We start from the raw sequence: 19536 nt of genomic DNA, 5'->3' as shown, positions 1-19536 counted from the left end.
ATCATCATGAAGCAATTTCGTTTGTGGGCGATAGTTACTGTCGCCCTTATTCTCTTACTAATTGTAAGTCAGTTCTTATCTGGAAGCGAAAGAGTTTTTGCCGCTGCGCAACCGGTTGATTATCCAACCAATATGCATACAGCGAAAGGCTCGAGTGGATACTACAGCCAACAAAGTTCATTGACTCCTAATACGGTAGTCAATTTTGCAAGTATGGGATATGATACATCAATGATTCAATCGGCAACTCTAGTATCAAATGACGGAACAGCTTCAGCGATTTGTGATACTACACATTGTACATTTTCTAATATTTCAGGTAAGGCTATTACAGTATCGGCGAATGATGTATCGCAAGATGCAGGAACATTTGACTGGTGGCGTAACTTAGCAGGTGGAGGTCATAGCTATTGGTGGTCGTTTGATTTAGGGGGTCTCAATGCAGGAACGTACTATACTGAGCCCAATCCAATAGGGGGCTGTGGGAGTGCACCATGCCCTTATCCAAATGGTACTTACTCCTTCTCAGCATCAAAAGGAAACCAGTGGAAACTAAATGCTGCAGACGCTAGTTATACAGATGGAACAATCTCACTCTCATCTGCTTATGTGAATTTGACAGGAGCTTCAATTAACAATTCAGGAAGAGTTGTGAGCGTTAGCAATGTGAATACAGACGCTTCAGCGATGACTGTTGCCTTTGACGCTGTAGTCGGGCCATTCAATTCAGGCACAGGTGAAACACCAATCGGATCCAATCCGCCCGGTTATAGCTGGTTTTACGAATTTTCAGCTAATCTAACGGGAACAACATATTATTATCCGTTCGATTGGACGCTCACAATCACACCAAAGACTGGAGGTAGTCCGACACCTTCACCAACACCAACATCAACACCTGCTTCAATTACTGGTGATTTTCAAATCAAACCATCTTATACGATCAATTATCGGGATAGCTTCACGTTGCATCCGCTGCCGTTTACAATTCCAAATGGTTGTACGTACACTGATCACTACTACAAAATTGAGCGTGGCGGCAGTTTTGTCTATACGTCAAAGGTGTATAGTCAGACGCAAGATACAAGCTACTCTCAAAGCAATTATCCTTGGATTATTGCTGTAGGATCGCATAACGTATCGCTTATGATCGAAGCTTCATGTGGAGACTCTGGATTCATTGCTACAAAGACACTGACTGTAAACGGGCCATCATCAAATGAACCGCCTGATTTTAAGCTCGGCTGGGTAAAGCCAAGTGACAACAAAAAACCATTAAGCACAGTAGTCGCTGGAACAACTTTGGATTTGATCTACATTGACGATCCAGACGTACCAACTCCAACAGATCCTGATGGTGATAACATTTACTTCGATGGTTTTGACTTTAATTCTGCAGATACTTGGACAAAAACGGTGCCAGGTAAAAGCGGAGTCAGCCAATACATAGATGGTTACCATAATATCTTAATGGATACCGTTGGTTATCATTATGTTTCGGCATCGTTTCATGATCAATGGGGATTATCAACGACACGATCAGCCATGATTGAAGTCGTTCCACCAAATCCAGTACCCGTTTGTACAGCACCTACCGAGGTCAAAGAAAATCGAACAGTCTCAGCAGGTGCAATTAATGGGAATTCGAGTTATAGTCCTTTAGGGCGTACAATCGATCACTCAAAGGATGTTTGGTCAAACCTTCAAACAACTWATGTGAATGGTACTATGTCCGATGTCGTGATAACTGTGACGCTAGTAAGTGTAACGGACTCAGCAGGACTGGTATCACTTGCAGGATCTGATTGCCACATCACAGTACATCCGGACATACCGCCTATTGGTAAGCTTGGTGTCCCGTCGTTTGGCGTGCGTGGTGCAGCTGCACACATCCAAAATCAGTCGTATTCTACCGATGGTGATGTTATTGTCTCTGCATCCTATAAGTACAAGTATGACGTTGCTAATGATGGATTCGCTAATGATTCATGGCAAGCATTTAGCGGCAATGTATCAGGGGTAGATATTACCCCAACAAAGATAGGTAAGTATTTATTCTTTGTAAATAGTTGTGAGGATTATGGTCGTTGTGGGGACAACAGCGCTCAAACAAGTTCTGAAATAACACTTGATGTGGTGAACAAGGACGGTCCTGTTGTTAGTTTTAATATTGAAGGGGAAAACACCCAACCAACGGTAGTTCCTGCAATAAAGTACAATGCGGGTGAGATCTTAGCGAACTGGAATTTGTTCCAGACCAATACCAACATAGCAATTGGTAAAAGCGTAGGCTGGACAGCCGGAACCTCCAATCAATTAGTTGCAGGGTTAGGTAGAAATACGCAGACCCCTGACTATTACAATTTCAACTACGAACAAAGCAATCAAACGCAATATCGCCAGTTTATTACGCCTGCACAAGATTTTGGCTTAGGTCCAAATGGACTATCTCCATTTCGATCTTTTGCTAGCTTTGGAACCTTCAATACACAGCCATTATTAGTTCCTAATCAAACGGACAGCACGATTTGGGAGCCAGTAACTTGGAACCAAGGCCCTCCTGTGTTCAAGACAACCGATACTCATATTTATTTCGGGACAGGGAGTGCTAGTACTGCGGGAGGATTCTCTTTCTACGGTATGAACAAGAGTAAGATCGGACGTTATTATGGCGGAACTTATTGTAATGGCTGTTACTGGCCTAGTTATGAGCATAAGTACTTGGATGGTTCGCCTTATGATTTTACTATCACATCAAAAGGTCTTTTGAATGGAAATCTCGGACCAAAACCAAAATACAAAAACGCAACATTTTATACTCTTACAGCTGCTTACACCAGAGATTATACGAAGGCATACCCATGGAGTATGAGAGAATACCCAAATGCCACGATTTTAGGGTATTACGTAACCGGTAATATCGTTTACGCAAAAGTAAGATGGGAGGATCCATACGGATATTATTATTACGACGATAATGGTGACGCATGGCCTCTAGGAGCTTACGGATATGATATTCGGTCATATAATGCAACTACTGGCCAATTCCTGAGCAGCTCCTTAGAAAACGGTTTTGCCCCATTTGATTTCCCTCTAAATGGGACTACCACTACTGATGGCGTGGAAATGACTGCGCAGAGCATATTTCCACCACAAAGTATTGGTAATGATTTGGTGTTAACTGTAGGGTATAGTTATTACAATAACCTGACCATCCGTCAGATCAATCCACAAGGTCAAATAGTAAAGTCTGTACCATTAGCAAACACGACTTGGGTTGACCCAACAGTATCACCAGCATCAACTTGTAGGGACAATATACAAAAAAGCTTCAGAGGATCAGATGGAGAGTTTTATTATATCTCACAGCAACAATGCTCTTATAGTGATGGTAGCGGTAATACATATACCGTAGCGGTTGGAGCTGCCATAATAAAATTCAATGCAGATATTTCATTTGCATGGAAAACTACGCTTAGTGGTCGACAGACGACATATTACGGTTCCTTTAGCTATGCTGTTGGAGATCATGCTGACGCTTTGCCGCTAATGATTGAAAACCCGACGAGAAATCAAGTTCTAGTACGAAGCTATAGCATCAATGGATTTGGTTACAATGTCTTTTACGAATCTTTAGATAAGTCCACTGGAGGTGCGACCACCAGCGACAACATCGGATGGACTAATGCTACCCAGCCTACAATTAATTGGGACGGTAGCTATGGCAGTGGTGTACACACGATAGAAGGTTATAGCACATCTGGAAACACAGTCCAAAACTCAGCGGGGGCAACCATTGGAACGATTAACGGCTTAGGTGGCATGCTTGGGATGAGTGGACCATATGGTGAAACAACTAATACAATATACGCCTCAGAGTACGTTGGTGACGGGATACTAATGGCTTTATTTTCTTCTCAACAAGCAGGATATGAAGGTCACAAATTTGTACCATGGTTGGCCATAGGCACGCCAAGCACAGATCCAGCGGTAGGTTACCCGACAAGGTTAGGGCAGTTTGTCTCCAATTTTTCAGTGTCAGATGTGGAACTTCAATTTACGCTTAACATGACTAAAGCCAATATGAATACCAAAAAAGCTGGACTATCTTTCCGTATGCAAGACCCTAAAAATCGGTATGCAGCTGAAACGAATGGATCTGTTGTGTATTTGACCAAGTACGTCAATGGCGTCCCAATGGTCTTAGGAAGTGCAAACTATCCATTCCTTGATAACACGGATTACGCATTTACGGTATCCATGCTCGGCAATAAGATTGATCTTAAGCTCAATGGTGTGCCCTATCTCAGTGTACAAGATAGTACTTGGTTAAGTGGAACGATTGGACCTGTCACGGATAAATCGTATGCTACTTTCTCGAACATAACAAAGAAAGCCATTACGCCACCACAAACGGCTTGGTATGCTGGGTTTGCTCTTTGGGAAAGCGGCTCTGCTTCTGCTACCGTCAAGTACGATTACATCAGTTATACGGATTCTGAAAATGATCCAGCTAGCGGAACGTACAGATGGTTTTATACCCACACGCCAAAATTCTTAAATAATCAAGGAATATCGGCGTTGGACAATAAAACGTATAGTGGTTCACAAACATCGTTTGATAAGGTTGGTGTCTATGACATTACTTTATCTGCTAAGGATGATCCGAATCCCGCATTCCTTTATCCAAGTATGTTGTTTGACTTGTATCGTAAATTGTCAAACGTATTCCATTCTTCTATAGTGGTGCATCGTAGACCAGTTATACCGAATTTTACAAACACTATACAAGGTGATGGGACGGTTACTTTTACAGACGATGCTTATGATCCTGATCGCTATAATCCTTCGCCACTAGCTTGTTCAGCGCCTGATGTTACAGGGATCGATTATTGCAGTAATCATGGAATTATCGATAGGGACTACTATTTTATAGATCCTAACGGGAACTATACTTTAGGAAAACCAACTCGTCCATCTATACCGGGTTCGTACACGGTCTATCTGCAAGTGACGGATGAATACGGAGCATTAAGTGTTCCTGCGTCAACAACATTTACCACAGCGGTTGCCATAGCTGCTAGACCACCTATTGCTACATTAGCGGTGCCAAGCGGATCTTTTGCTAGTCCGACCATGGTAGGTGTTAACCCGACTATTACTTGGAATCAAGTAGATCCTGATGGGTATGCGTTACTTAATTATCAAGTGCAGATCTTTGATAGCGCGGGAACACTAGTTATTGATAGTGGTGTAGTGAATCAAAACCAAATAGACGGATCGCAGTCTTGGAATGTTCCTATCAACCTGACTTTAGGAGCCAAATATCAAGTAATTGTAAGAGTCAAAGATGTCTACAATTGGTCGGCTTGGTCTAACTTGCAATGGATGCAGGTCAATAGCGAACCAGTTGCAACGATGACGGTTCCGAATGGGACACAGGCTGCTCCTACCTTATTTAATACGTTAAGACCTACTTTGAGTTGGAGTCAAACGGATATTGACCCTGGAACGACATTTCAGTATTTCCAAATCCAAATCACAAATGAAGCTAACAACACCATGATTTTGGATTCTGGCCAATATTACCAAGGGACAACATCAAATACAGGGACATGGACAGTAAACGGTGATCTTCCTACTGGTCAGAAGCTTCGTGTAAGAGTTAGAGTATTTGATGGCTATACATGGTCTAATTACTCCGCCCAGACGTGGCTATTTATCAACAGAGCACCAACTGGGAATATTACTTATGTAACTCCGATCTACCAAAATGATACACCTACATTTACGGTCAGCGTCACTGATGCAGATGGAGATCCATTACTTGTAAATGTAGCATCCAGTTTTAATGGCGGAGCATATACCGATATCATGTCTTGGAGTAATGTGGCGTCCGGTTCAACAAGGTCGTTCACTTATGGACCACTAAATGCGGGAACGTATTCGCTACGATTATCACTAGATGACAGCCGTGGTGGTACCTACACACAGACGTACACGTTTACCGTGCTGCCGCTCAGCATAACAGGACAAGTTCTGCATACGCCTGAATGGGAGAGTTATCGTCAAAAGTGGAATGTGATGTTCCCTTCAAAACTTCGTGCTGCAAATGTCTTCTGGGCAGGTGAAGAACTTGTATTATCCGCGGTCGTAACAAATACAGGAACTTCCACAACAAAGCCAACAAGTGTGAGCGCAACTTTAGTGCAAACAGGGGACGTAGCAAACCTAAGTTCAGGAGATTTCGTGAATTATAGTGGAGCTATGTTGAATACAAATTTCGTTCATTCACTTTCTAACGGGACGTATACAATGCGTTTTACTGTGCAATGGAATAACGGGTTGATTCAGACAAATGATGTCCCGTTTATTATTGATAGCAATATATTCGCTGTACTCGTAAATCAGCTTAGGAATTAGAGGAGCCTGTAGAAAAACATCTCACCTATCTCATCCATCCATTTCTCGGGTGACAATTAAGTTTTGAAGTGACAATATAAAGTTCTGAAGTACAAACCAACAACAATGAGGCGTTCACTCTTTTGGGTGAGCGCCTTTTTTTAGCAGCCTGGAGGTGTTGAATATGTTAAGTTTACAATCTCCCATAATGCCTCGACGTGAAGAACTCTCTTTTATCCGCTTCTTTTATCTTAGTACGTACCACTCGTTCGTCGAGGTTGGGCTTGTCCAAGAAATAAAAAATATTAGATATACCATTGATATATACAACAAACATACTTCAAACACATAGGATCACACATTCTTGATTTACTATAGGGGCAGTATGATAAGATACAATTAAATGCTTTGGGAGGGTCAAAGATGATATCATTCGATGAGATTTGGGGACGGATCGTGGAATTAGAAGATGCTGAATTCCGGTTGGTAGAATATTTTTACATACAAAGTATCAGGAAATACGGTTATTCCATGTACTACCAATTTTCCCGTGCAGAAAAACCAATTCGAAAAAGCTTGGGGCGCGATGCCAGTAAAAGGACCTGGAGCTATTAATAATCTAATGGCACCTTCTTATCTTTTCGCTATCTTGTCGGATGACAGGATTAAGCTGTAGGTACTCAAAAAGTACTGACGCGCATTCATTAAATAACTACATCTATAATCCTCTGATCTATCCTGAATTGTCATGATTTCTCAGGATATCAGTTTTCGCTTTACGAATTAGAAAGAGACCTACATGTTATATAATGTGGGTCTTTTATGCATACCTTTGAATAAATTTAATATTACAGGCAAGAATTCTAATAATAATTAATATAATATAAAGAGGTGACTAGATTGGGTGAAAAAAAACGTGAAGACTCATGGAACGATGAGCATGATCAGTTATTAGCTGAAGTAGTATTGTCTCATATTAGGTCTGGCAGCACACAATTGGCTGCTTTTGAGGAAGCCGCATCTAAAATAAATCGTACAGCAGCAGCGTGTGGATTTAGGTTCAATAAAGATCTAAGAAAAAAGTATGAAAATGACATACAAGTTGCAAAACAAAATCGTTTGCGTAAACAGAAGCCTGCACAAAAAGAAGTAAAACAAGTAGCTTCTATATCTAGTATGAGCGTATCCGCGGATATTCCAATTGAACACTCAATTTCTTATAATGAAGCTTTGCATAAGATCATTAAATTAGCCAATGAACAAATGCAAAAGTATGATGTTTTGCTTAAAGAAAACATTTTGCTTAGGGAAGAAAACAATGAATTGAAATCACGAAAAAAACAAACGTCCCCGGAGGTATTAGCCCAAGAGGATCTTGATGCTTTCCTTCAAATAATGAAAAGAGCAAAAAGCTTAACGCATGTATAATCTTCCTTAAACTCCACAATATAATAATACACCAAGAAAAGGAGTGAATTACAATGGCTAACAACACATTGGCAGTWCCACAAGCMAAAGCAGCAATGGATCAACTTAAGTTYGAGGTYGCRYMAGARTTAGGKATTCARCTTCAAGCRTACAATGGAAACCTCGCTTCACGCGATGCTGGYTCYATTGGTGGCAACATMACWAAGCGGYTAGTGCAAATCGCWGAACAACAACTTTCAGGCTCTACAGGAAGCTTCAGACGCTAATYTGAWGWKATTTGCAAGCAGGCCAAAAAGACTACAAGCACCYATTCCTCCTTGGGTGAATGCAGTCTTTTTTATTTTTTATCAAGCATCCAGTAATTGAAAAATATAGTTTTAGACTGGCAATTAGTAACTCAACTTTCAGGCAGGATAATGGAAATGATTGGAGAAGTAGTAAAAAACAAATAAGGCTGGTTGACTTGTGGGGGTATTTGAAATGTTTAATAGAAGTGAATCACAATCGAGAATTAACGAGCGAATATTCGATATAGAACACACTATCAAAAGCGAACTTTTTTCAATGTCGGTTAACATCGATAAGAAAGAGGTGTGCGCTAAAATAATAAATGCTTGTGAAGGTATAGAAGATCCAATGGGGTACTATTATCAAGCAGTCGCCTATAAGTGGTTGGGTGCCAAATTCAGACCGGAAGTCATACTAAATAATAATAAATTCTTAGAAAATCCTAAATTTACATTTAACCCAAAGAACAAAACTTTTAATAGTAGTGGCGCGGTTGTCACTCAAGTAGATATATTATTTGAGATATATAAAGATTTAGGAGAAGCATATGAAGGTGAATATCTCTTTGAGGAGTCTTTAACTGCTTACAAAAAGGCTATTGAATTAAAAGATAGCATACMATCAATTTATTGCAATTTGGCACAAGTCTACTCAAAGATGAATAAACTCGAAGAGTCGATTAATGTTTTAGAACAAGGAAAAAGAAGCAAGCACTACGGAATTAAGCACATCAAAACTGCTTTTGGTGATGATATTAAAGATGATACTTTTGTTATTGTAATTGACAATCACTTAAGAGAATACAGGGATAAACTTGCAAAAGGGTATATTTATAAGCCTCGAAGAAGAAAAGTATAATATGGCAGATAGATACTGGTTGCGGCAGTCTAGGACTTTTCTCGGTCCATGGTTGCCGCTTTTGTTTTTTAGGGGTAAGTCTATTTTTTTCGAGTCTGTCGGTTTGTTTATTCGAATACATCATAATCAACTGTTGGTTGACAAATTAGGTTTGAAGTAAGACGAGGCGTTCACTCTACTGGGTGAGCGCCTTTTTAGCAGCGTGGAGGATGTGAATATGCAAGACAGAACTTTACGGGGGATTATTTTTGTATTTGTACTTGCATAGCGAATATGTGTTTGGTATATAATAAACAATACGAACACACGTTTGATTATAATGGTGGTGGTGAGAATTATGAGTACTATTTCAAGAATTGAGAACGAAGAGGATGTTCTAATTATTAAAGAATATACGTTATTACCCATATTGCTGGATATGTTAACCAGGGACATGGAGGAGTTGAAGATATATAAAGATAAAATCGTTTATAACCATGTTCTCTTTTATTTGAAAGAGGTGGAGGCAGGAATATACCCCCAAATACAAAGTATTAAGAATAGTATGAAGAAGAAAGATATCAAAGTTCTCAATACAACCACGAATGCTCTAGGTATTAATGTTGAATATAAAGTACGAGGGTATATTTATTATTTCACTATGCTTCGAAGTTTGATCAAAGCAGAACTCATGACGACATTGATGAACATGCGGAGGCGCGTGTAGATGAGTAAGAAAAGTGAGAGGACTATTTATTTAGCGGATTGCCAAAGTTTTTATGCCAGCGTAGAAAAGGCCACTCACCCTGGTCTCGAAAACCTCCCTGTTGTTGTGGCTGGAGATCCAGCTAGAAGGTCTGGAATTATTTTGGCGGCATGTCCAATCGCTAAAAGATTTGGCATTACCACAGCCCAGCGCCTTGGCGAGGCGTTGCAACTGTGTCCAAATGCTATAGTAATGCGCCCACACATGCAGCGCTATATAGATGTCTCGCTTGCAATAACAGATATATATGGAAAATATACTGATTTAGTGGAGGTTTTTTCCATAGACGAACAGTTTTTGGACGTGACAGGTTCGCTTAACCATTTCGGTTGTACACCAGATGAACTGGCAGTTATGATTCAACAAAAAGTTGCAGCGTCGCTGAACATTCGAATTCGAATTGGCATAGGACCGACTAAAATACTTGCAAAGCACGCAACAGATAATTTTGCGAAAAAGAATGATAGTGGGATATTTACACTTGGTAAAGATGATGTAGAACGATTCTTGTGGCCGTTATCCATCGATAAAATGTTCGGAGTTGGATCGCGAATGACTCGTCACTTTGTCGCACTTGGAATGACTACAATAGGTCACGTTGCTAAAACCCCGCTAGCTGCACTTAAGCAGAAATTTCGTGCCCGTTTCGGGAAGCAATCCGATATTCAAGCTGAAATTATGTGGAGAACAGCAAACGGGCTAGATGATAGTTTGGTTACGCCAGGAACATTTAATGTCGCACCTAAATCCATCGGCCATGCTATGACGCTTCCTCGTGATTATATGACGATTGAGGAGGTTGAAGTTGTACTCTTGGAGTTAACAGAAGAAGTGTGCCGCGATGCTAGGTCGAAGGGATTCACAAGCGGGACAGTCCACGTATTTTGCATGTGTTCGCCTTACGACGCTCCAACTGGTTTCAGTCAACAGCGTAAGATGCCAATGAGTACGAATCATACTTTGAAAGTTTTTGAATCAGTCCGAGAAATATTTCGTCGCAATTGGAACGGAATGCCCGTTCGAAAGGTAGGCGTTACATTAGGAACGCTTGCAGAGGAAGAAGTTACGCAACTGGATTTGTTCGAAGACGTGACAAAGTTACGTGAACTTGACCGTGTGGTTGATGGTATTAAAGATCGTTTTGGAAATACAGCAATCATTCGAGCCTCGAGTCTTATGAAAGCAGGAATGGCAGCGGACAGGGCAGGGAGAATTGGGGGGCATTTTAAATGAGCAAAAAACTAGAAATGAATGGTCTATGGGAATCAAGCAGGATGATGCTTCCTGTGCATAAAGAGTCCGCAATCAGGGGTCAGAAGGAAAAGCAATATATTCAGCGACAAGCACTTGATGAGCAAGAAATACTTTTCATTTCTGCTACACTTAGTCAATCCCAAATATACAAAAGAGATGTACAACTCACGATATATGATAAATACCAGTTACGGGTGATTTCGGGTGTAGTGACACGCAGTAAGCATGGAGAATTCCGCTTAGACACCGTTGATCCGTTCAGCGGGGTAGCGGATTGGGATTGGATTAGATTTCAAGATGTACTGAAGGCGGATTTAAGTAAAGAATGGACAGAAGATGAGATGATTGATCCGTAGAATATCTGATCAATAATACTGAACTCAAACCATTGGRAGGGGATCACTTATACGTTGACGGTAAATATTTCCTGACGTATAATAATAGAAAGATATTTCGGCACAAAGCCAGTTACCGCAAGCACGAGCTCCCTATGGGTCGCTATTACCCCTTTTTATCGGGAAAAGTGCGTGCGTAACTGGCTTTTTTTGCATTTACGCTGAAATATTATGTTTGGAAGAAGCGCTTGTTAAGCAGAAATACTGCTTACAGGCGTTTTTTTATACAATACGCCTCCCACCAGGGCGAATAAATGAAGGTGGCACGAGACAACAAACAATCGTGCCATCGGCGCTTGTTTGCTCGTGAAAAAAAGGAGGTTCATATGGACTTGAATGTACTTAATGAGAAAGTGGGAAATTGGTACGACACCATTCCAGGAGGTAGGTTGACTTTATTTTTGGTATCGGTTGTCCTTTTGGTATGCTTGATGGTTGCTATTAAATTTGTTGAGAGACGCATTGAGAAGGTCAAGGCAGTGCGCGCTAAACGATTCCAGGAGCAAAAGAAACTACAACCCGCTCCATATGAGATGGTGATGCACAAATGGCGCGACTAGCATCGGAGTCCAAAGCTGGTTACTATGCCACTCCGCCAGAAGAGATGGAACTACTTCTACGAGCGTTGCACGTTCCTGAAGAAGACGCAGCAGTTCAGAAGCCGTTCTATATTTATGATCCGTGTTGCGGTGAAGGAGAGGCTCTCTCGATGCTTACACAAGCATTCCATGAGAAGGGTGCTATCCATACCCGCTCCTATGGAAGCGAAATCGAAGAGGGTCGTTATGAAGTGGCTGCAGAAGTTCTCGACCATGTATTGCATGAAGGCTATCAATTCGTTCGAACGGAACCAAAGTTTAGCTTATTATGGCTAAACCCGCCGTATCAAGACGGTTTTTCCGAACGGGCGGAATTGACGTTCCTTCGTGCCCTCACTGGTTCGAAGCAAGGTGTCCTTCAAAAAGGTGGCATCCTGCTATTTTGCATACCTCAGTATGTAGTCAAGGATACTGCTGGCGTGTTGAGTGGTCGCTTCATTGATCTGAAGGTCTTCAGGTTCACAGATGCCAACTATGACGTCTTTAAGCAAGTAGTCGTCGTAGGGAAGCTCGGAAAGGCGCCTGCAGCGGATCAAAAGAAGGCTTACAAAGCGCTCGTCGCTATTGGCGAAGGGGAGCGGGATATGTTACCCACCCTAGAGGATATGGAGCCTTTTGAAATTCAGCCGTGTGATACGGAGGGGGATCCTGTGTTTCGCGCAGGCCCGCTCCATCCAGAGGAGATGGCAAAAGATTTCATAAGCTCTGGCGTTTTGGGGGATATACGTAGTCGATTAGCGCAAGTAAGCAGCGCTGCAACTATGAAACGACCCATGCTACCACTTAAGCCGGGGCATCTTGGGATTTCGATTGCGAGTGGTGCTGTAGGCGGGAATATGGGCAACCATAGTGCGCGTTGTTCTTAGCACAACCTACTCAGAAATGAGTAACAAAAGCTAAGGGATTCAAGATGAATCTAACTATGTATCCAAGAAGGCAGGGGAAGCACCTGCTTAGAATCGTAGATCGGCGATTCTACTCTGAGACTCCGGCATGCCACGTGTACTATCAACATTCGGTATGGAGCCCGGTAAAGACGTCCAATCACTCCTGAGATGGAGGTTAGATGGGCGGGAGGCTATAAAATCACTATGCCTAATGACCATGTGAACTCACGTTTGTACGGCTCGTAATCCCAAGTACGTCGAATTGAAGATGTACGCCCTCCATGAGGGTCTAGCCGCAGTATCGACCATTGTGGTTGTCGCTGCTGTGCTGAATCATTTTGTTTCAGCGTCTCGCGTCCACCGATCACGGACAAAGAGATGACTAGCGGGTCAAAGTGAGGGGCTAAGGTGATATGTAAAGCTAGGATACATGGAACAGCGGAACCTTGGATGAGGGTGTTAATGACGATAGAGTCAAATACCTCAAGGTGGTAGGAAATGACCACGCGAATCCAAGGGGCATCAGCCCGTAGTAGTCCGAACTAGGGAAAGCCTAGTACATGGCGAAGGGGCATAGTCATGTTCAACCGTCACAGTTCCCTTTATGTGTTGAGGAAGCCGTTGTGCATACCTGACTGAAGCCATAGGCAATCTCCGAAAGGGGGTGATGCCAATGGAACAAAAATTCAACTATCCGAAAAACGAATCAGAACTTCGTGAAACTCTAGACCAGCTGTTCGCACATTCCAACAAGGAATGCACCGAAGGAAGACGTCCCAAAATCAAAGGCCTTCTCGAAATCATCTCCGCTGACGTCACTATCTTAACTGCCATTCACAAGATCAAAGCGAATGCAGGTAGTGAAACACCTGGCTCTGATGCTCAAACGATGAGTAAGGACATACTGCAAATGGACGCAGATCACGTGCTAGAGAGAGTTAAGTCACTCCTTAGCAACTATCGACCGATGCCTATACGTAGAGTCTATATTGACAAGCCGGGTAAATCGGAGAAGCGACCATTGGGTATCCCTGCTATCATCGACAGAATAGCGCAAGAGTGTATACGAATGATTATTGAGCCAATAGTTGAAGCTCAATTCTTCGATCACTCTTATGGCTTTCGACCAATGCGCGACGCGCACATGGCTTTGGGCAGAACTGCAGACGTCATCCATAAAACAGGATATCACTGGGTTATAGAAGGTGATATTAGCAAATTCTTCGATAATGTTAACCACTCTAAGCTTATAAGAAAGCTTTGGAGCATGGGGATACGGGATCAAAGAGTGCTGATGATCATAAAATCAATGCTAAAAGCAGGTATTCTAGGGGAGATGCAAACAAACCCTGTCGGGACACCGCAGGGCGGTATCCTCTCGCCGCTACTAGCTAACGCATACCTTCATATCTTAGATGAGTGGATAATACGTGAATGGGATCGTAAGAAGACCCGTTCAACGTATAAGCGTGGATTTTCTCGAGGTAAGGAAATGATGCTACGGGATATAGCTAAGGGAAAGTGCAGGTTAAAGCCGGCATTTCTCGTACGCTATGCAGATGATTGGTTACTGATAACGCAATCTAAAGCTAACGCTGAAAAGTGGAAACGGCGGATTGCCAAATATCTTGAAATGAACCTTAAATTGAAACTCTCCAATGAAAAAACCCTAATCACAAATGTTAAAACAAGACCAATACATTTTCTAGGGTTCTCACTTAAAGTGGTAAAAGGAGCAGCTAAAAGAGGTTTCGTTACAAGAATCAGACCCAACATACTTCGGTTGAAGAACAAGGTCGCCGACATTCACTTTGAGACCAGAAAACTCAGATTTATCCCAGATCCGCAAAAACTGGTTCATCATATCAATGTTCTCAATAGCAAAATTCGTGGGTTGATTCAGTATTATGAGCCTGCAACTTGGGTTCATGTCGATCTTAGGAAGTATAGTCGCACACTGACGCGCAGCGCATATGCTGCCATTCAGCGCAATCATGTCGTTAGATGGGTTCCAGCGAAAGAAACAAACAATCTTCTTTCCGTCCACGCTGACTACAAGACTGCGATTCCGAGTATACAAACGCTTGATCTTAAGATTGGAGTCACCTCTATAAAATTTTGCCGTTGGAAACCACCGAGATTAAAGAATCCTACGGAAACTCCCTTCTCTAAAGAAGGTAGGGACCATTACCGGACACGTACGGGATCAAAACCGACAATAGCCAGAGCAGACGAACTCATGAGTTTACACTACTCAAGGATAATCAGCATTGGTAGAAAATCTGGGAAAAACGGAATATATAATTTCGAGTACTATATGAACCGTGCTTATGCTTTCAACCGCGATAAGGGTAAATGTAGAGTCTGTAGAGAATCGGTAGATACATGGGATGTAGATATCCATCATATCGACCCGTCACTCCCTATAAACAAGGTCAATAAAGTAATGAATTTAGCGACCGTTCACTCCACATGTCATGGCTATATTCACAACCATGAATGTTATGAACACTTGGGTTCTAAGACATGGAACAAGATTCGACTATTTCGTGAAAAGTTAAAGGGTACTTATGATGGGGATGTGGCAATCCGAACATGATGGAGCGCCGTATGCGGTGAAAGCCGCACGTACGGTGCGAAACGGGGGAAAATGACTCCTAATCTCAATGAGGAAGGATGATCATTACCTATCGTTATTTATTGCCGGCGTCACAAAAAAGCGAACGGATGACGAAGCCATGCATGATGATGATGGAAACTATGTTGGAACTCGCAGAATTCATCATTTCGCAAGCATCATTCGGGTTTTTACCACGGATGGTGTGATCGATCTGAATTAATGCAAGTTCGAGGTGAGCAGGTTGGAGCGATATGCTTCAGCCTGCTTTTATTATGTTAAGGGAGGGAGCCTGATCGGCAGGAAATACCTGCAGGGCGAACATTATGTCTATTAGGTATAAATGGAGAAACATTGATCTTGAGATGGTAAAAAAGGTGAACTTGGATGAACTTCGGAATTATATTCGTTGGGAGTTCGAAGGGCGCATCGAGCTTTTAGCCATTGGAGGTCGATCCCATGAGAAGAAGTGAACAAGTTTTACGCGTTCAAGCTGCAGACCGAGCGTTTAGTGTGGTGCCTCATATTTTAATATGGGATCATGGACAAGGCGGTCGTAAACGGGAATTATTGTTTGCTTCTTATGTAGGCGTTCCAGAAGAAGTCAAAGCGGTATCTGCGAGCATCTTAGAAGGTAGAGAAGTCTCCTATAACTCTMGCCCTTACTCACGCAACACTATGGATACCTACCGACGAGTTGAGAAGGAAATCGGCACAGATGGTAGGTTAGCGCATGGTGTGGTGTACAATTCGCTATTTGAAATCGCAGAGACTCAGCAGGACAGCAAAGAGGAGAAGAACAATCGGGCATTCATCTTTGCTCCAGATGGAGATCTTCATGGAGCTATCGTAGAGCATGCGATATCCCGATTTGGTTTACCGCAGGAGTGGAGACATGAATACATCCGTATTTTGGATGATTTCTTTGCTTCGTTACCTGTTGAAATAAACCTTGAACTCCCTGAGTGGAAAAACGCCAAGGCTGCCTATTTTTATGGAACAGAGGAACGAATTCTAAACGCGATATCCGATGCTCTTCAGGAAGGAAGGCTAAGGATTCCTATAAGCTCCGTAGAAGGTAAATTCGACCCTTCATGGAGCATGTCCGAGTATCTTCGAAATAATGGTTCGCAGTTAGCGAAGCAGCTCGAAGAAAAGCAGCCACGACATACCTTTGATGAAATGGTTGATCCGGCTATAGCTGACTTGAAGCGTATACCTTTTCCTGTTCAAGCCCACATGGCCCAGGCGATCGTTAATACGCTAGAGGGTGGGGAACAAGTGTTCTGTGGCGGTGACATGGGCAGTGGAAAATCAATTATTGCCTGTGCCGTGTCGCACATTTTACACTCTCGAAAGCGGAGAAAAAATACCAAAAATCAAGGTATGCCAGTGTTATTATCCGCACCGGGAATTACGTTGCCGAAATGGAAAGCTAAAGAAATTGAGGGCACCATTGCAGGAGCAAAAGTAAATATCATTCGGAGCGGAATTGAAGCACTGCAGCTGCTTAGGAAAGTTCGGAGCGGGTATAAGCCGACTGGTTTAGAGTTTACTCTCGTGGGTATTGACCGAGCAAAGCTTGGTTCGGAGACGTACTTCGGGGGAATATGGAAGCCGATCTTTGGCGAGAAAGTTCACGGTGAGCCCGTTTATGCATGGCATTGCGGTGATTGCGGCAAGCCGATCATGGTATTCCCTGATGGAAAGAGTAAGGGAGACAAAGTGCCTGCGACTTGGGATGTATTCGCGGAAGGGGTACCTCCAGCAGAGGATTCCATCCAAGTAGCCAAATCAAAGCGGGAACTGCTCTCCAATGGAATTCCGAAGGGATATCCTCTCAAGTGGGTACGTAAAGCGGGACTTGTCACGAAATGTGACAATGTTGTATCTCTTGTTGGACGGCGTACCGATGATGGTATGGACGAGAAACAGCAAAAGGCTATATGGAAGGATCGGCAGCACAACTTTCCTGATCGGGAGTGCGGAAATTGCTTTTATCGACCTGCATTAAAGTCACGCGGGGAGACGAAGAATAAGCCGCGAGTCAATATCTCTCAGGTGCTGAAGCGTACAAAGAGGTACTTTGACCTCTATATATGTGATGAAGCTCATCAGTGCAAAGCTGGCGATTCAGGGCGTGGAGATGCTTTTGCTCAAATGGTTAAGTCGGCTCGTAAAACTTTAATGTTGACCGGGACCCCAACCAACGGGAAGAGTACCTCGATAAAGGAACTTCTCTGGCGTACCGATCCGAAGTCACTATTAGAAGCAGGTATAAGTTTCGATACAGGTGATGTGGATTGGGCAAAGCGCTATGGAAAGATCGAGGAAATTATCCGCGATGAAGGTGGAGATGAGGGCGTTGTTACGAGGCGTAAGAAAAAGTCTGTAACGACTAAGGAAGCACCGGGTATAGCCCCACAGCTGACTGCTCAATTTTTGCTACATAAAGCAGCTTTTATTGAGTTACCGGATATGGGTCTTCCCCTTGTGGAACTACAAGAAATCCCAGTCTTCCTAAATATGGATGAAGAGCACAGATCTAATTATTCACAATTCCATGACAATCTATACGATGTATGCGCGAAGGCGTCAGCGGCTAATGGTAGTGCTGGTGTGTGGAGTAAGTTTAATCCTGCAACACTCGTCTATGGTGACCGGCCTGATCTTGGAATGTCGGTAACAATCGGGGATGAGACCGTATTTGCTGAGCCGATTGGCGATGGCGACGAACTTCATGCGAAGGAACGTTGGCTCGTCGAAACGGTACAGCAGGAGGTCGCTGAAGGTAGGCGTGTAACGATCTACAACTCGTATACGGGCCGTTACGGGATGAATGAGAGAGTACGTGATATTCTATCTCGAAAAGGGATAAGGTGTCAGATTCTCGATGAGCCTAATACGGAACTAAGGTCTGAACGCTTGGCTGAATATGAAGAAGCTGAGATTCCAGTAATTATTTGTAACCAAAAATTAGTGGAGTGTGGGTTGGATCTCCTATACTGGCCAACAATCATTTTTTATCAAATGTCTTATGAGGTGAGCACGGTTCGCCAGAGTTCTCGTCGAGCATGGCGCGTTGGGCAAGATAAACTTTGCAAGATATTTTACCCAGTGTACCAAGGCAGCCAGGCTATGAAACAGTTCATTCACATTATGAATGGACGGGGTCACGCCCTTCAAACGGAAGGCAGAATCGACAAGAGCGAGCTTGCACAGTACTCACGAGACACGCAATCGTCCCTGGCACGCGATTTGGCTTCCTGCTTTGCATCTGCGGATGTTGCTCAGGCATGGCAAAAGCTTGCGGCGAAGGAACTTGAGGGCGTAGAAATGATTGCCGAGGATAACTTCAAGGAGATTCTGATGCAGCGTATGAAGGAACTTGCGGATGCCACCATTCGCCTTTGCAGATTAGACCCTGTAGTATGGCGTGCGGACCGCGAGAACCAACAGATCGATGAGGAGCAAATTCTTACTCCGGCTGCGGCATATCTAAGCGAGGATGAGGTTATGGATGTCGATGTAGCGGTGCTGGATCTCTTCGATATTTTTGGCACCAAGGCTGCTGAGACAGTTATTACCGAAGTGGCTACAGCTAAGCAGAAGCAGGAGATCGAAACAATCCAGCTTCAAACTTTTGCGGAGCTCGCGTCTGCTTCTGGAAAGAAAAAAGTCAAACGGCCGGCTAAGATTATGGAAAATCAATTGCTGCTCTCGTTTGGATAAACAAAACCTATGTACAAAGAAGAGGCTTGCACATCCGTGCGGCCTTTTTATTTTTCTATAAATCATGAAGGAGTGTTAAAAAATATGAATATCGTACTTCAGCAGTCACCGGTTAAGATTGATCGATTTCTACCTTATCCTGAAGGATTACCACCGTTAGATTCATTCAGTGAAATCCATTGCAATTTAAGTGGAGGTAACGATTCTACGGCTGCACTGCTCTATATGCTTTATGGCTATAATATCCCGAAGGAAAAGATCGTTCTCTTTCATGCTCGAGTAGACGGACCACCCGAGTGATCAAGGAAAATAAAGTTCGTTAGTGGAAAAT

The 19536-nt window shown here is 42.9% G+C and carries 15 protein-coding genes; 14 read left to right on the top strand and 1 reads right to left on the bottom strand.

Annotated features, from left to right (window positions below):
- The first annotated feature begins 6 nt into the window (after positions 1 to 6).
- The 10 genes from AC1DVJ_RS17765 to AC1DVJ_RS17720 all read left to right on the top strand — a co-directional run bounded on the left by AC1DVJ_RS17765 (position 7) and on the right by AC1DVJ_RS17720 (position 12835).
- Positions 7 to 6423, top strand: coding sequence for a hypothetical protein (locus AC1DVJ_RS17765; protein ID WP_477592568.1), 6417 nt, complete (start codon positions 7 to 9; stop codon positions 6421 to 6423).
- Positions 6424 to 6825: 402 nt separating this feature from the next.
- Positions 6826 to 7017, top strand: a complete 192-nt coding sequence (locus AC1DVJ_RS17760) for a hypothetical protein (protein WP_477592567.1) — start codon at positions 6826 to 6828, stop codon at positions 7015 to 7017.
- A 285-nt stretch (positions 7018 to 7302) separates the two neighbouring features.
- Complete coding sequence (locus tag AC1DVJ_RS17755; RefSeq protein ID WP_477592566.1) at positions 7303 to 7830, top strand: RsfA family transcriptional regulator; 528 nt, start codon at positions 7303 to 7305, stop codon at positions 7828 to 7830.
- A 53-nt stretch (positions 7831 to 7883) separates the two neighbouring features.
- The gene (locus tag AC1DVJ_RS17750; RefSeq protein ID WP_477592565.1) at positions 7884 to 8096 is read left to right on the top strand and encodes a small, acid-soluble spore protein, alpha/beta type; all 213 of its coding nucleotides are present in this window, start codon (positions 7884 to 7886) and stop codon (positions 8094 to 8096) included.
- Between the two features lie 214 nt (positions 8097 to 8310).
- Entirely contained in the window at positions 8311 to 8976 is a 666-nt protein-coding gene (locus AC1DVJ_RS17745; RefSeq protein WP_477592564.1) for a hypothetical protein, read from the top strand.
- A 337-nt stretch (positions 8977 to 9313) separates the two neighbouring features.
- Positions 9314 to 9682 carry a YhjD family protein gene (locus AC1DVJ_RS17740; RefSeq protein WP_477592563.1) on the top strand — a complete coding sequence of 123 codons (369 nt, stop codon included), beginning with the start codon at positions 9314 to 9316 and terminating at the stop codon, positions 9680 to 9682.
- Entirely contained in the window at positions 9683 to 10954 is a 1272-nt protein-coding gene (locus AC1DVJ_RS17735; RefSeq protein ID WP_477592562.1) for a DNA polymerase IV, read from the top strand.
- A complete protein-coding gene (locus AC1DVJ_RS17730; RefSeq protein WP_477592561.1) occupies positions 10951 to 11331 on the top strand; it encodes a YolD-like family protein in 381 nt (126 codons plus the stop codon). The genes AC1DVJ_RS17735 and AC1DVJ_RS17730 overlap by 4 nt, the downstream gene beginning before the upstream one ends.
- Positions 11332 to 11696: 365 nt before the next feature.
- Complete coding sequence (locus tag AC1DVJ_RS17725; RefSeq protein WP_477592560.1) at positions 11697 to 11930, top strand: hypothetical protein; 234 nt, start codon at positions 11697 to 11699, stop codon at positions 11928 to 11930.
- Complete coding sequence (locus AC1DVJ_RS17720) at positions 11918 to 12835, top strand: DUF6094 domain-containing protein (RefSeq protein WP_477592559.1); 918 nt, start codon at positions 11918 to 11920, stop codon at positions 12833 to 12835. Before AC1DVJ_RS17725 ends, AC1DVJ_RS17720 begins: the two co-directional genes overlap by 13 nt.
- 212 nt (positions 12836 to 13047) lie before the next feature.
- On the opposite strand, the gene AC1DVJ_RS17715 is transcribed toward AC1DVJ_RS17720, so the two are convergent.
- Positions 13048 to 13362 (bottom strand): hypothetical protein, encoded by a 315-nt coding sequence (locus AC1DVJ_RS17715; RefSeq protein ID WP_477592558.1) that lies wholly within the window; start codon positions 13360 to 13362, stop codon positions 13048 to 13050.
- Between the two features lie 167 nt (positions 13363 to 13529).
- Here AC1DVJ_RS17715 and ltrA point away from each other — a divergent pair, with 167 nt between their 5' ends.
- The 4 genes from ltrA to AC1DVJ_RS17695 all read left to right on the top strand — a co-directional run bounded on the left by ltrA (position 13530) and on the right by AC1DVJ_RS17695 (position 19505).
- Positions 13530 to 15455, top strand: a complete 1926-nt coding sequence (ltrA, locus tag AC1DVJ_RS17710) for a group II intron reverse transcriptase/maturase (protein WP_477592557.1) — start codon at positions 13530 to 13532, stop codon at positions 15453 to 15455.
- 67 nt (positions 15456 to 15522) lie between these two features.
- A complete protein-coding gene (locus AC1DVJ_RS17705) occupies positions 15523 to 15696 on the top strand; it encodes a hypothetical protein (RefSeq protein ID WP_477592556.1) in 174 nt (57 codons plus the stop codon).
- 236 nt (positions 15697 to 15932) lie between these two features.
- Entirely contained in the window at positions 15933 to 19205 is a 3273-nt protein-coding gene (locus AC1DVJ_RS17700) for a helicase-related protein (protein ID WP_477592555.1), read from the top strand.
- Between the two features lie 84 nt (positions 19206 to 19289).
- Entirely contained in the window at positions 19290 to 19505 is a 216-nt protein-coding gene (locus AC1DVJ_RS17695) for a hypothetical protein (RefSeq protein WP_477592554.1), read from the top strand.
- Positions 19506 to 19536 lie beyond the last annotated feature (31 nt).

Source organism: Paenibacillus sp. P4_A9 (genome assembly GCF_056402415.1).
The sequence above is the reverse complement of the archived record's forward strand: the minus strand, read 5'-3'. Positions and strand labels throughout refer to the sequence as shown.

Coding starts and splice junctions, on each gene's coding strand:
- AC1DVJ_RS17740 (WP_477592563.1), top strand. CDS start 9,314: ATGAGTACTATTTCAAGAATTGAGAACGAAGAGGATGTTCTAATTATT.
- AC1DVJ_RS17705 (WP_477592556.1), top strand. CDS start 15,523: ATGAGGAAGGATGATCATTACCTATCGTTATTTATTGCCGGCGTCACA.
- AC1DVJ_RS17695 (WP_477592554.1), top strand. CDS start 19,290: ATGAATATCGTACTTCAGCAGTCACCGGTTAAGATTGATCGATTTCTA.
- ltrA (WP_477592557.1), top strand. CDS start 13,530: ATGGAACAAAAATTCAACTATCCGAAAAACGAATCAGAACTTCGTGAA.
- AC1DVJ_RS17720 (WP_477592559.1), top strand. CDS start 11,918: ATGGCGCGACTAGCATCGGAGTCCAAAGCTGGTTACTATGCCACTCCG.
- AC1DVJ_RS17725 (WP_477592560.1), top strand. CDS start 11,697: ATGGACTTGAATGTACTTAATGAGAAAGTGGGAAATTGGTACGACACC.
- AC1DVJ_RS17735 (WP_477592562.1), top strand. CDS start 9,683: ATGAGTAAGAAAAGTGAGAGGACTATTTATTTAGCGGATTGCCAAAGT.
- AC1DVJ_RS17730 (WP_477592561.1), top strand. CDS start 10,951: ATGAGCAAAAAACTAGAAATGAATGGTCTATGGGAATCAAGCAGGATG.
- AC1DVJ_RS17760 (WP_477592567.1), top strand. CDS start 6,826: ATGATATCATTCGATGAGATTTGGGGACGGATCGTGGAATTAGAAGAT.